Genomic DNA, 13,198 nt, shown 5'->3' with positions numbered 1-13,198 from the left:
TACCGCCTTTTTTGAAAAAGCGGCGTTCTCTGAAGCTTTTGAAAAAAGCTTTACCAAAAACTTCTTCCTATTTTAAAGGCACCCTGCCGTGCAGGCAGGGCGCCATGCCGGGATCAGGGCGTGTGGACCAGCTTGCGGTTGAGGAATTCCTCAATGCCGAATTCCGAAAGTTCACGCCCGTAACCCGAGTTCTTGATCCCGCCAAAGGGCAGGTCGGGTGCGGTGCCGGTGGTGCTGTTGATGAACACCATTCCGGTATCAATCCGGGCCGCCACCTTGCGGCCGCGTTCCACATCCGTCGTGTGGATGGAACCACCCAGCCCATAAGGCGAGTCATTGGCCAGGGCCACGGCTTCATCCTCGCTGGCGGCAGGGTAGATGATGGCAACGGGGCCGAAGATTTCCTCATAAAAAATGGGATTGTCCTTCGCCACATGCGTCAGGATCGCGGCTTTCATGAAAAAGCCCTCGCGTTCGATCTGCTTGCCGCCCGTAACCAGTTTTGCGCCGTTTGCCACCGCTTTTTCTACCTGCGCCATAGCGTGCTTCATCGCCACTTCGCTGCTCATCGGGCCATGGGTCACGCCTTGTTCCAGCGGGTCGCCGTACTGGAATTCGTTCAGGGCGGCCTTCAGCTTCGTGGTAAATTCCTCAACCAGCGATGTATGCACGATCATGCGCTTGGCCGCCGTGCAGACCTGCCCGTTATTGGCCATGCGCCCCTGCACGGCCAGCGGAATGACCTTGTTCAGGTCGGCATCATCCAGCACGATGAAGGCGTCCGAGCCACCCAGTTCCATCGTACTTTTCTTGAGCGCGCGCCCCGCCTGCGCCGCTACGGCGCTGCCCGCGCGCTCGCTGCCCGTCAAGGCCACGCCGCGCACTTCGGGGCGTTCGATCAGCTTTTCAGACTGGTCGTTGGTAATGAACAGGTTGGTGTAGGTGCCTGTGGGGGCACCCGCTTCATGGAACAGTTCCTCAAACGCCACGGCGCATTGCGGCACACCCGGCGCATGCTTGACCATGACCACGTTGCCCGCCATCAGGTTGGGCGCAGCCACGCGGGCCAGCTGGTAGTAGGGGAAATTCCACGGTTCCACACAGTAAATGACACCCAGTGACTCGCTGGTCACGGTAGCGTGCCCGTTTGATACGCTTAGTTCGCGCGGGGCGAGGAAGGTTTCGGCCTTCTGGGCGTAATAGGTCAGAATATCGGCCGAAAGGTCAATCTCGGCCAGGGCCTCGGGCAGGACCTTGCCCATTTCAATGGAAATCAGGCGGGCATGCTTTTCGCGGTCGCGGCGCAGGTTCCCGGCGGCCTTGAGCATGATCGCCTTGCGCTGTGCAATGGGGCGGTGCCGCCAATCGCTTTCCCATAACTGATGGGCGGTGGACAGTTTGGCCAGCATTGTCTTGTCATCATGCAGATCAAAGACTTTTTCCGTCTTGCCGGTGGCCGGATTGATGGTGCGGTAGGGACTCATGTTCATGTCCTTGCGTGGTTTGCGGGGCGGAAGATGGCTTTATGGCCGGGGAAGGTTTGCGTTTCCTGAACGAACAGACGCACGTTACAGCACCGGGTTGCGCCCGGTAGGTGCCGGCTGGTGCATGGCTGCCCATAGCGTGACTATATCCAGCCGTATTGTGTCAATGTCTTATACCGGGCGGATGGGCTATGGCTTGGGTTGTGGGGGACTGGGCCGGGGGCGTGGCGCGCCGGTGGGGCATGCGATCACGATGGTTTGAATACCATGTGCGCATGGCGGTACGCGTTGGGCAGGCGCATGGCATTGCTGGACAGGTCCCGCGCCGCCGCGCATGCTGGTATGTAACCGACTGGAAAGGAGAATGGGCATGGATGAACAGGCCAGGAAAACCGCACTGCGGATGATCCCCTACGGGCTGTATGTGCTGAGCGCGGGCACGGAACAGGGCGGCCTTGCCGCCGCCACCATCAACTGGGTAACCCAGACCAGCTTTGCCCCGCCGCTACTGGCCCTTGGCATCAAGACAGATTCCGCCCTTTACGATGTGGCGCGCCGGAGCGGGGACCTTGTACTCAACATTCTGGGCCAGGGGCAGGGCGGGCTGGCCTTTACCTTCTTCAAGCACGCCGAATACGCGGATGGGAAACTGGCCGGGCAGGATATTGGCTGGGCAGCCAATGGCGCGCCCATCCTGAGCGCGGCCCCTGCGGCGGTGGAACTGAAGGTGCGCCATGTTGTGGAACTGGGCGACCACCACACCTTCATTGCCGAAGTCATTGACGTGCACCTGACCCGCTCCATCACCGGTCGGCCGGATGAATCGGTGCTGCAGATGAAGGACCTGGGCGAGAAGGTTTTCTACGGCGGCTGAAAGCCCATGCTGCGTCCGGTGCCGTACCTTGGGTCGTCCCGATACTGCCCGTCTGCCATACTGAAACGCCCCCTTTTTTAATGGCCGGAATGGGGTAGGGTTAAGGCTGGAAAAGTTGGTAGATTCTTTGACAATAAAATATGCTTTTGGAATCAATAGGTTCCAGGAAGAGTGTTCCCCGCACGCGCGGGGATGAACCGATTACCGACTTGCCAGCACCTACAGGTGCCTCGTGTTCCCCGCACGCGCGGGGATGAACCGACGGAACGCTCACCTGGTATCGGGCCAAAGAAGTGTTCCCCGCACGCGCGGGGATGAACCGATCAATTCGGGCATTTCCATGCGTGGCAATGCGTGTTCCCCGCACGCGCGGGGATGAACCGCGGCGTATCTTTGTCCAACCCGCTCATATGGCGTGTTCCCCGCACGCGCGGGGATGAACCGCGCCCGTGGGTGTCCACACAGGTGGCGGCAGAGTGTTCCCCGCACGCGCGGGGATGAACCGACGCTGGGGAATGTCCTCGCGTCTATATCAGAGTGTTCCCCGCACGCGCGGGGATGAACCGGTGCACCGTTCCCGTCATTCGCCACATACCCTGTGTTCCCCGCACGCGCGGGGATGAACCGCAGACCGGACAGGAAAAAATTTCCGATGATTTGTGTTCCCCGCACGCGCGGGGATGAACCGGCAATATTGCGGTTTGTCGGCTCCATTTGGAGGTGTTCCCCGCACGCGCGGGGATGAACCGACCCCGATCATCCCGCAAACTGGCCGCAGAACGTGTTCCCCGCACGCGCGGGGATGAACCGTAGTAGTGCCGGTTGTAATTGTTGTGTGGCTCGTGTTCCCCGCACGCGCGGGGATGAACCGTCGTGCCGGAACTGCTGCCCGACGTGGTCGTGGTGTTCCCCGCACGCGCGGGGATGAACCGTCTGGGTATCACGGACAAGCAACTGGGCGGTGGTGTTCCCCGCACCCGCAGGGCTAAACGGCCCTGCGCAGCAAAAAAAGGGCAGGCCGCTGTGCAGGAATGCCACACGTCCCGGAAGGCAGAAGCCTGACCTGTGATTTTGACATGCTTTTGGGCAAGACCCCTCCGGTATCTTGCTCTCCAGCCTCTACTGGCAATACGGAAAAAAGGTGAAGCCGTGCCGGATCAGGACGAACAGGGGCTGGCGTTTTTTTGGGGAAAGGCCCGACCGGATGGGGCCGAAGGGCAGGGGGCCGCCGCCATGCACCCCCTACCTGCTCATATGCTGGATGTTGCGGCGGTGGCCGCCCTGCTGCCGGGTAGCGGGCAGATGGGGCTGGACCGGCAGCAGATCGCACTGCTTGTGGCGCTGCATGATATTGGCAAGCTGGCACCCGCTTTTCAGGCCAGGGAGCCGGCATGCTGGCCTACGCAGGTGCTGGGGGCATGCCCAGACAGCGTGGTGCAGACCCGTCATGATGCCGATGGCCTGCTGCTGCTTGCCCATGTCTGCGCCGATGAACTCGCCCCCCTGTTCGGCACGGATGAAGATGGCAATGACTGGTCCCCCGGTGACAGGCTCCGTCTGTGGCGCGCCATCGCGGCCCATCATGGCCAGCCCCTTGGGGTGGAGATGCGCAGGGCCCGCCATATCCGCAATACACCGCTGGCCGCCCATGCCCGTGCCCTGATCGGGCTGCTGCTTGATGTGTTCCGCCCACCCCCCATTCCGCCCTGCGCCACGCTTGGGGATCTGCTGCAACTGGAATGGCGGCTGGCGGGGCTGACGAACAAGGCCGACTGGATTGGTTCAAATCAGAAATGGTTTCCCTATGTCACGCCACATGAAGTGCGCGACATGGCAGGCTACTGGTGGAACCACGCGGTGCCCCGCGCGCAGGCGGCCATTGCCCGGGCGGGGCTGGCCCCTGTTGCCATTGCGCCATTTCAGGGTATCGGGCACCTGTTCGCGCATGTCGTCACGCCCTCGCCGGTGCAGGCGTTGATGGAGACGCTCCACCTGCCCGCAGGCCCGGCGCTGGTGGTGATTGAGGACATGACCGGTTCCGGCAAGACCGAGGCCGCGTTGGTGGCGGCCCACCGGCTGATGGCGGCAGGACGGGCCACGGGGCTGTTCGTGGCGCTGCCCACTATGGCAACCGCCAATGCCATGTTCGACCGGATGGCGGTGGCGTATCGCGGGCTGTTCCAGCCTTCCGCGCATCCGTCGCTGGCGTTGGCGCATGGCCGCGCGGCACTGGACCCGCGCTTTGCTGCCATTCTGGCCCCCGATGATGCGCTGGACCGCGCGGCCATAACACCCGAGCGTGCTGATGCCGCCGAGATCGGCTGTGCCGCCTGGCTGGGCAGCGAAGCGCGACGCGCCCTGCTGGCGCAGGTGGGCGTGGGCACGATTGACCAGGCGCTGATGGCCGTATTGCCGGTGCGCTACGCTACCATCCGGCAGGCGGGGCTGGCGGGCAAGGTGCTGCTGGTGGATGAATGCCATGCCTATGATCCCTACATGCAGGCGGAAATGACCGCCCTGCTGCGCTTCCATGCCGCCATGGGGGGATCGGCCATCCTGCTTTCCGCAACACTGACCCATGAAGTGCGCCACAAACTGGTGGCGGCATTCAGGGCCGGGTTGGGGCAGGGGGAAACGGCACCCCTTTCTGCCACTTCTTATCCGCTCGTAACCCTTGCGGGGCGAGAGGGGGTGCGGGAACTGCCCTGTGCCCCACGCCCCGGCCTTGCACGGCGCATTGCCGTGCGGCGGCTGGATGGTGTTGCATCCGTGATGCGGGTGGTTGCTGATGCGGCGGGGCAGGGGGCCGCCGTGGCCTGGGTGCGCAATACGGTGGATGACGTTATTGCAGCAGCAAAGGCCCTGCATGAACAGGGGATCAAGGCCACGGTATTTCATGCCCGCTTCGCCATGGTGGACCGGCTGGCCATCGAGCGCACGGTGCTGGCGCGTTTTGGCCGTGACGGCACGCCCGCTGGCCGGGCGGGTGTTGTGGTGGCCAGCCCCGTAATCGAGCAGTCACTGGATGTAGATTTTGATGTCCTGTGCACGGATCTGGCGCCCATGGACCTGATCATCCAGCGCGCGGGCCGCCTGCGCCGCCATGCCCGCAGGGAGCGGCCGGTGGACCGCGAGGAACTCTGCCTTTTCGCACCCGAGCCTGTAGCCGCGCCGGACCGCAACTGGCTGCGGCGCGTGCTGCCTGGCACGGCGGCGGTATATCGCGACCCCGCCATATTGTGGCGCACGGCGCGGGCGCTGGAAAAACACGGGGCCATCAGCAGCCCTGAACACATCCGCGACCTGATCGAGGAAGCTGGTAATGCGGCGGATACCCCCGCCGGGCTGGAACAGGACAGCAGCGTGGCGCAGGGTCACGGTCTTGCCGCATCCGGTCTGGCACGTAGCCATGTGCTGAATTACGAAATGGGTTACGTGCCCGAAAGTGGTGGCTGGGACCGTGAAACCCGCATCTCCACCCGCCTGCAGGAGCGGCGCTACGTAACCGTGCGCCTTGCCGTGATGCAGGGCGCGGATGTCTGCCCGTGGGCCGCCATTCAGGATGAAAGTCTGGCTCCGTTATCCGAGCGGCGGCGGGCGTGGGCGCTGTCCGAAGTGTCGGTGGCGCAGCATGCCCTTGCCGCCTGCCCGGTGGCGGCGGGGCTGGCGCACGCCGTGGCCGCCGCCCGCGCAGGCTGGCCACGGTGGGAGCGTGAGGCGGACGGGCAGTTCCTGCTGCTTGTGCTCCGGCAGGGGAAAGCGGGCATGGAGGGAGATGCCTGTAATGAGAAAGGGGAGGCAGTTGTGGTTCATTATGACCCGCATTATGGTCTGCGGGTCGTTCCCGCCCCGGCGGGATGAACCGTCTTGTGGTATCTGTTGTAGTATCAGATGGTTGGGGTTCCCCGCATATGCAGGGATGGATACGGCATGTCCTGTCGCATGGGGCATGCCGTTTCCCAATGGATGATAGGGCAAACATCTGCTTTTTTGGTAGCTTCGTTCAAAAAAGAGCATAATTTCCTGAAAATTTTATACATTAAAAACAATAACTTGATTAGAATTCTTGTTAAGAAACAAGTCTTGAGGTATTAAAAGAAGAAAATCGGTTTCCGCTGGATGGGAAATGTCGCTAAAAAGAAAAGCCACGCCGGGCGAAAGCCCTGCGTGGCGGCAAAGAAATCAGGAAAGGTGCGTAACGTGCGGTACACGTTTGTCAGATTAGACTACGCGCCTCAGGCGCTTGTGTAATCGGACTCTGGTTGCCAGCTGCAACTGGCAGCCAGAGTTTTGGAATATTTCTCTGGAAATGTCTATTTAAATGACCCAACCCCTAAACCTCATTTCAGACCCATGGCTGCCGGTGCGCCACAGGTCCGGGGCCCGCAGTCTGATCCGCCCGGCCCAGATCGTGGCGGGGCTGGAAAATGACCCGATCATAGATTTTGACTGGCCCCGTGCCGATTTCCGCATTGCCTCCCTTGAATTCCTGATCGGCCTGCTGGCCACCGCCTGCCCGCCAGCCGATCACAGGGCATGGGGCCAGCGCTGGTGCCAGCCGCCCACCGTTGCGGCGCTCGATGCCGCCTTTGCTCCCCTTGTTCCCGCCTTCTGGCTGGATGGGCCGGGGCCACGCTTCATGCAGGACCATGAGGATCTGCAGAGCGGGTCGGAACCCGTCGAACGGTTGCTGATCGATGCACCGGGGGAGAGTACCATAAAGCGCAATGCCGACCTGTTCGTGCACCGCGCGCAGGTCGGGCGGTTGGGACGCGGGGCGGCGGCCATGGCGCTGTTTACGCTCCAGTCATGGGCACCCAGCGGCGGGGCGGGCAACATGACCGGCCTGCGCGGCGGCGGCCCGCTGACCACGCTGGTCCTGCCAGAGGAAGGGGCAGGGCTGTGGGCCGTGGCGTGGGCAAACGTGCCCTGCGGCAGTGCCGCGGACCCGGCTGCTATGTCCCGTATTTTTCCATGGATGGCCCCCACCATTGCTTCTGGCAATAAAGGCGTCGTGCGTGAAGGCGTCAACGCCCATGCGTTACAGTGCTGGTGGGGCATGCCACGGCGCATCCGGCTGGATTTTGCACCGGCACAGGGCGCGCCCTGTGACCTGACCGGCCGGGTTGATGACGTATTGGTCACTAGCTGGCGGCAGCGGCCCTATGGCCCCAAATACGCGGGCTGGATCGGGCAGCCCTATGGTGGGGCGGTCATCCACCCGCTCACGCCACGCTATCGGCAGAAGGCCACAACGGAATGGCTGGCCGTCCACCCTCAGCCCGGCGGCATTGGCTACCGGCACTGGACCGGCGTGGTGGTCAGCAGCACCGACACCAACCGCCTGCCTGCCAGTTGCGTGGCCGACTGGCGCAACGCACGGGCAGTGGAGATCGGGCTGCTGGACACAGCCCGCCTGCTGGCCGCAGGCTTTGATATGGACAACATGAAGGCCCGCGGCTTTGTGGAAAGCGAAATGCCGCTGCCCGGTACGCAGGGTGCCGACATGCGGGACGCGCTGGATGACCTGGCGCGGGACTGCGTGGGCGCTGCGGTGCTGGTGGCCGATATCCTGCGCGGTTGCGTGCGTGATGCACTGGCGGGCAAAGGCACCGTTTCGGTCGATGTCACGCTGCTGGCCAATGTGCGTGAGCGGTTCTGGCTGGATACGGAAACGGGTTTTTTCAATACGCTACGCAGCGGTTCGCGCGAAGGCAGCGACGACATGGCGCTGAAACGGGCGTGGCTGGGCATGCTGGGGCAGGCGGCGCGCAGGCAGTTCGATGCGACCGTGAAGCTGGAACCCGACACGGATCCAGCACGGGCACAGGCCTGCGCCTGGGCACGCACGCGGCTGTTCACCGCAGTTGCCGGTACCAGCAAGGAAGGTGTCGGGCTGCTGAACATGCTGGCCCTGCCGGTGCCGGTAAAGACAAAAACCAAGACAGCACGAAAGGGTGCCTGATGCGGCGTGATGACAGGGCAACAGCCCGGCAGGTAGCCACATGGTGGCATGAACTGCAGCCGGACCCGGAAAGAAAACGCCCCGGAGACCGGGCAACACTGGCCCGCCTGCGCCACTGCGGTAGCGTGACCGAAGCGCTGTTCGAGCCGGAAACCCAGATGCTGGCGCAACGCTGCGCGGCACAGGGCGAAAATGCCATTGCCCGCATGGCGCTGGTGGCGGGTGTGGTGGCGCATGTGCGCACCGATACGCCCGCCATGCGTCTGGCCCGCCAGATTGGCCCGGTTGACATGAAGGATGCGGCAACAACCCTGTGCAAGCCGATCCGCTTCCGCCGTCTGCTTGATGCCCGCACGTATGATGAATGCCTGCGTGGCTTCCGGCGCCTGGTGGTGCTGGCGGGCGGGGCGGTCAACGTGACCGACCTTGCGCATGCGCTGCTGCTGTGGCCGCGTGAGGGCACGCATGATGACGTGAGGGCCGAGTGGATACGCCGTGAATGGGTGTACCAGTACTGGAACGCTGGCCCGATGGCAACGGATAGCTGAACCCAAAGCATTATTCAAAAAAGAAAGAATTTTTTGGTGAAGTTTTTTCAAAAATATTCGAGAATACTTCAATTTAAAAAATTTCTTCCCGAACATTACCAAAAAACAAGGATGTTACCATTGAGCCGCTTCATCCAGCTTCATCTCCTGACCTTCTACCCGCCTTCCAACGTCAACCGCGATGACATGGGCAAGCCCAAGACCGCCACGGTGGGCGGGGTGACACGACTGCGCATTTCCTCGCAGGCGCTCAAGCGGGCATGGCGCACATCCGAAATCTTTGACCATGCTCTGGCAGGCCATATGGGCCAGCGTACCCAGCGCCTGGGCGAGGAAGTGCTGGCGCACCTGCACGCAAAGGGCACGAAGGAGAAAGATGCCATCAAGATCGCGCGCGAGATTGCGGGCGTGTACGGCAAGGTCAAGCCGGAAAAGGATGGCAACCCCACCCGCACCGAACAGCTTGTGTTCATCTCCCCCACCGAGCGCGAGATGGCGCTGGCCATGGCCGACCGCATGGCGGCGGGCGAAAAGGTGGACCCGAAGAAGGAGCAGGACACGCTGCTGCACCGTGCGGATACGGCGGCCGACATTGCCCTGTTTGGCCGCATGCTGGCCAGCGCCCCCGCCTTCAACCGCGAGGCCGCCGTGCAGGTCGCCCACGCCTTGACCACCCACCGCGTAACCGTGGAGGATGATTACTACACCGCGATAGACGATCTGAACAAAGGCGAGGAAGACGCAGGCGCGGGCTTTCTGGGGGAGGCGGGCTTTGGCTCGGGTGTGTTCTACCTCTACCTGTGCATCAACCGTGACCTGCTGCTGTCAAACCTGGGGGGCGAGGGCGAAACCGGTGTGGCGGAAGCCGCCCTTGGTGCCCTGGTGGAAGCGGCGATGACGGTCTCGCCCTCGGGCAAGCAGAACAGCTATGCCGCCCTTGCGCGCGCGGGCTACGTGCTGGCGGAAAAGGGCAATGCCCAGCCCCGCACGCTGGCGGGTGCCTTTGCCCGGCCGGTAGGGGGGGAGGACCTGATGGCCTCTTCCATCACGGCGCTGAAGGATTTCCGCGCGGAACTGGCCCGCGTGTATGGCCCCGGCGTTGATGAGACGTGCGAGATGGCGCTTGGGGATGCAAAAAGCGCCACGCTGGCCGATCTTGTTACCTTCTGCCGGGCCTGAACCATGGGCCGGTTCCTGACATTTGCCATGGTGGCCCCCATGGCTTCGTTCGGCATGCTTGCGGTGGGCGAGCGGCGTGATGGGGCAGACCGCCCCGCGCGTTCCGCCGTGCTGGGGCTGGTGGGGGCATGCCTTGGCCTGACCCGTGCCGATGGTGCGGCGCAGGCAGCGCTGGCGCAGGGCTACGGCCTTGCGCTGCTGTGCCATGCCCCTGGCGAGTTGCTGACCGATTATCACACGACCCAGAGTGCCCCCACGCGCCGTAACTGGCAGCCCGCAACCCGCGCGCGTGAACTGGCGGAGGCAGGGGATGATCTTGCCACCATCCTCTCGCGCCGCGACTACCGCACGGGAAGCTGGCACCTGGGTGCCGTGTGGGTACGTGATGCCGCGCCGCGCTGGAGCCTTGAGGAAATATGTGCCGCCATGCGCGAACCCGTATTCACGCCCTCGCTGGGGCGCAGGTCGTGCCCGCCCGGCCTGCCGCTTGCACCACAGGTGGTAGAAGGGGAAACCGCTACCGCCGTGCTGCTGGAGCGCCAGCATAACGGCCCGGAAAGCCAGATGCATGCACGCTACGGCCTGTTCCGTGACCAGCTTGCGGGCCACTCGCGCGCGGATGAAGGCGCGCTGGTTGTAATGGATATGGCCGATGTGGCGGCGCATGCCGGCGACCATCCCGTGATCCGGCGCGAAATGCGGCGTGACGAGCCGCTCTCACGCACGCGCTGGCAGTTCGGATTGCGTGAGGAAGCCGTGCTGCACTGTAACGCGAAGGTAGGGATATGACCGAAGGCTTCCTGTCACGTGTGGCGTTGCGCCATGAGGCTTCCGTGCAGGCCATTATCCGGTTGCTGGTACCCGGCAGTGCCGGGCAGCAGCATGGAGCGGCGCACCACCTGCTCTGGGCGCTGTTTGGCGATACGCCCGAGCGCAGGCGGGATTTTTTGTGGCGGCAGACCGCACCGGGGCAGTTCATGGTGCTCTCGGCCCGCGCGCCGGTGGACCGGCACGCGATCTTTGACATCGAAAGCCGTCCCTTCGCCCCTGTGCTGAAGGCGGGCGACCGGCTGCGCTTCATGCTGTGTGCCAACGCCACGGTGGACCGTAAGCCGCCCGAGAAGGACCGCAAGGCACCCGGGCGCACGCGCAGCCAGCGCCATGATGTGGTGATGGACGCGTTGCATGCATTGCCCTCGGCCGAACGCGCCACGGCGCGTGCGCGCGTGGTGCCTGAAGTGATGGCCGCATGGCTGGCGCGGCAGGGCGCACGCACGGGTTTCGTGCCGTTGGATGCGCCGGAGATTGAACGCTGTGATGTCTTGAGCATTCCGCGCGCGCAGGGCCGGGCCAGGGCCCGCTTTGGCGTGGTGGACATGACGGGCGTGCTGGCAGTGGAAGACCCGGCGCTGTTCGTGCCCGCACTGCTGCACGGGTTTGGCCGGGCGCGGGCGTTCGGGTGCGGGCTGATGCTGGTCCGCCGCGCGGGCTGAGGGCGCGCCATGTCCCGCCCCATGCCGGGCCTGCCGCCGCCACGGCCCATTGCGCTAAAAGAACGTGCGTCCATCATATTTGTGGCCATGGGCCAGCTTGATGTGCTGGATGGCGCGTTTGTGGTGGTGGACCAGCGTGGCGTGCGCACGCATATCCCCATCGGGGGTGTGGCCTGCCTTATGCTGGAACCCGGCACGCGCGTCAGCCACGCGGCGGCGGCGCTTGCCGCGCGCGCGGGCACGTTGCTGATCTGGGTAGGGGAAGCGGGGGTGCGGCTGTATGCTTCCGGCCAACCCGGTGGCGCACGTGCCGACAGGCTGCTGTTCCAGGCCCGGCTGGCGCTGGATGACACGGCGCGGCTTGCCGTCGTGCGCCGCATGTACGCGCGGCGTTTTGGAGAGGAAGCGCCTGCCCGCCGCTCGGTCGAGCAGTTGCGCGGCATCGAGGGCGCACGGGTGCGCGAGACCTATCGCCTGTTGGCCCAGACCCACAACGTGACATGGGACGGGCGGCGCTACGACCCGCATGCGTGGGATACGGCCAATGTGATCAACCGCTGTCTGTCCGCCGCTACCGCTGCCCTGTATGGCATTACCGAAGCGGCGATCCTTGCCGCCGGTTACGCGCCCGCCATTGGCTTCCTGCACACCGGCAAACCGCAGAGCTTTGTTTATGACATTGCCGATATTGTAAAATTCGAAGGCGTGGTGCCCGAAGCCTTCCGTGTTGCGGCAGCCGTGCAGCATGACCGCCCGCTGGAGGGCCAGCGTATAGGCGACCCGGTGGTAGCCGTGCGGCACCGCTGCCGTGACCAGTTCCGCCGTACCAACATCCTGACCCGCCTCATTCCCCTGATCGAGGACGTGCTGGCGGCAGGCGGGCTGGAACCGCCCCCGGCGCAGGCGGAAGCCATGCCAGTCGCCTTTGTGGAGCCGAAAGGGCCGGGTGATGCTGGTCATCGTGGTTGAGAACGCCCCGCCGCGCCTGCGCGGGCGGCTGGCGGTGTGGCTGCTGGAAGTGCGGGCGGGCGTGTACGTAGGCAGCTACGGGCAGCGCGTGCGTGAGATGATATGGGGGCAGGTTTGTGCCTATATTGGTGAAGGCAACGCGGTAATGGCCTGGGCAGCGCCAACCGATGCTGGCTTTGCGTTCGACACCTGTGGCAGTAACCGCCGTGTGCCGGTGGATTTTGACGGCCTGCGCCTTGTCGCCTTTGGCCCCGAAGCCGCCTTGCCCACACAGCCCGGCCCCATGGCAACCCCGCTTTCACGGCGGCGGAAAAGGGAGTAGAAAAAAGGGCCATAAAGTTGGTAGAATCTTTGACAGTAAAATAATCTTTTGGAATCAATGAGTTCCAGGAAGTGTGTTCCCCGCACACGCGGGGATGAACCGGGCGATGCTGCATTGCATGGTGACGTGCGCGGGTGTTCCCCGCACACGCGGGGATGAACCGAGGCTGTGACATACGAACAGCGCCGGTCCCTGGTGTTCCCCGCACACGCGGGGATGAACCGCTCACGCAGCCATTCCCGCGGACTCGAAACATGTGTTCCCCGCACACGCGGGGATGAACCGATCGCCAACAATGATACTGTGCGCCGTCTGGCGTGTTCCCCGCACACGCGGGGATGAACCGTGTCGTTTTCCCAACTGT

10 protein-coding genes and 2 CRISPR repeat arrays (1 of these 12 running past the window's edge) are annotated in these 13,198 nt (G+C 63.8%); of the genes, 9 read left to right on the top strand and 1 reads right to left on the bottom strand.

All coding sequences use genetic code 11. From position 1 onward, the window contains the following. Window positions 1–113: 113 nt before the first annotated feature. Window positions 114–1,484 (bottom strand): NAD-dependent succinate-semialdehyde dehydrogenase, encoded by a 1,371-nt coding sequence (locus tag GLX_RS04095; protein WP_041247168.1) that lies wholly within the window; start codon window positions 1,482–1,484, stop codon window positions 114–116. Window positions 1,485–1,854: 370 nt separating this feature from the next. On the opposite strand from GLX_RS04095, the gene GLX_RS04090 reads away from it, so the two are divergent. The 9 genes from GLX_RS04090 to cas2e all read left to right on the top strand — a co-directional run bounded on the left by GLX_RS04090 (window position 1,855) and on the right by cas2e (window position 12,834). Then, complete coding sequence (locus GLX_RS04090; protein WP_041247617.1) at window positions 1,855–2,358, top strand: flavin reductase family protein; 504 nt, start codon at window positions 1,855–1,857, stop codon at window positions 2,356–2,358. A gap of 171 nt (window positions 2,359–2,529) precedes the next feature. After that, a CRISPR array of direct repeats spans window positions 2,530–3,351; the repeat unit is 29 nt; unit sequence GTGTTCCCCGCACGCGCGGGGATGAACCG. A 156-nt stretch (window positions 3,352–3,507) separates the two neighbouring features. Further along, window positions 3,508–6,219 carry a CRISPR-associated helicase/endonuclease Cas3 gene (locus GLX_RS04085; RefSeq protein WP_041247167.1) on the top strand — a complete coding sequence of 904 codons (2,712 nt, stop codon included), beginning with the start codon at window positions 3,508–3,510 and terminating at the stop codon, window positions 6,217–6,219. Between the two features lie 460 nt (window positions 6,220–6,679). Next, window positions 6,680–8,323 carry a type I-E CRISPR-associated protein Cse1/CasA gene (casA, locus tag GLX_RS04080; RefSeq protein WP_014104764.1) on the top strand — a complete coding sequence of 548 codons (1,644 nt, stop codon included), beginning with the start codon at window positions 6,680–6,682 and terminating at the stop codon, window positions 8,321–8,323. Then, a complete protein-coding gene (gene casB / locus GLX_RS04075; protein WP_014104763.1) occupies window positions 8,323–8,871 on the top strand; it encodes a type I-E CRISPR-associated protein Cse2/CasB in 549 nt (182 codons plus the stop codon). Before casA ends, casB begins: the two co-directional genes overlap by 1 nt. A gap of 120 nt (window positions 8,872–8,991) precedes the next feature. Continuing rightward, complete coding sequence (cas7e, locus tag GLX_RS04070; RefSeq protein WP_041247166.1) at window positions 8,992–10,050, top strand: type I-E CRISPR-associated protein Cas7/Cse4/CasC; 1,059 nt, start codon at window positions 8,992–8,994, stop codon at window positions 10,048–10,050. Between the two features lie 3 nt (window positions 10,051–10,053). Beyond that, complete coding sequence (gene cas5e / locus GLX_RS04065) at window positions 10,054–10,839, top strand: type I-E CRISPR-associated protein Cas5/CasD (RefSeq protein ID WP_014104761.1); 786 nt, start codon at window positions 10,054–10,056, stop codon at window positions 10,837–10,839. Beyond that, complete coding sequence (cas6e, locus tag GLX_RS04060; RefSeq protein ID WP_014104760.1) at window positions 10,836–11,543, top strand: type I-E CRISPR-associated protein Cas6/Cse3/CasE; 708 nt, start codon at window positions 10,836–10,838, stop codon at window positions 11,541–11,543. The genes cas5e and cas6e overlap by 4 nt, the downstream gene beginning before the upstream one ends. Window positions 11,544–11,552: 9 nt before the next feature. Continuing rightward, a complete protein-coding gene (cas1e, locus tag GLX_RS04055) occupies window positions 11,553–12,512 on the top strand; it encodes a type I-E CRISPR-associated endonuclease Cas1e (protein WP_014104759.1) in 960 nt (319 codons plus the stop codon). Then, window positions 12,493–12,834, top strand: a complete 342-nt coding sequence (gene cas2e / locus GLX_RS04050; protein ID WP_014104758.1) for a type I-E CRISPR-associated endoribonuclease Cas2e — start codon at window positions 12,493–12,495, stop codon at window positions 12,832–12,834. Before cas1e ends, cas2e begins: the two co-directional genes overlap by 20 nt. Before the next feature lie 73 nt (window positions 12,835–12,907). Further along, window positions 12,908–13,198: direct repeats of the CRISPR family, unit length 29 nt; unit sequence GTGTTCCCCGCACACGCGGGGATGAACCG; it runs 653 nt beyond the window's last position.

This window comes from Komagataeibacter medellinensis NBRC 3288 (assembly GCF_000182745.2).
Taxonomy (GTDB): Bacteria; Pseudomonadota; Alphaproteobacteria; order Acetobacterales; family Acetobacteraceae; genus Komagataeibacter; species Komagataeibacter medellinensis.
Note: the sequence above shows the minus strand (reverse complement) of the source record. Positions and strands in the feature narration are given on the sequence as shown.

Bases quoted from the DNA above. Each gene is read 5' to 3' on its own strand.
- cas5e (WP_014104761.1), top strand. From the start codon at position 10,054: ATGGGCCGGTTCCTGACATTTGCCATGGTGGCCCCCATGGCTTCGTTC.
- cas1e (WP_014104759.1), top strand. From the start codon at position 11,553: ATGTCCCGCCCCATGCCGGGCCTGCCGCCGCCACGGCCCATTGCGCTA.
- cas6e (WP_014104760.1), top strand. From the start codon at position 10,836: ATGACCGAAGGCTTCCTGTCACGTGTGGCGTTGCGCCATGAGGCTTCC.
- cas2e (WP_014104758.1), top strand. From the start codon at position 12,493: ATGCTGGTCATCGTGGTTGAGAACGCCCCGCCGCGCCTGCGCGGGCGG.
- casA (WP_014104764.1), top strand. From the start codon at position 6,680: ATGACCCAACCCCTAAACCTCATTTCAGACCCATGGCTGCCGGTGCGC.
- casB (WP_014104763.1), top strand. From the start codon at position 8,323: ATGCGGCGTGATGACAGGGCAACAGCCCGGCAGGTAGCCACATGGTGG.
- GLX_RS04095 (WP_041247168.1), bottom strand. From the start codon at position 1,484: ATGAGTCCCTACCGCACCATCAATCCGGCCACCGGCAAGACGGAAAAA.
- GLX_RS04090 (WP_041247617.1), top strand. From the start codon at position 1,855: ATGGATGAACAGGCCAGGAAAACCGCACTGCGGATGATCCCCTACGGG.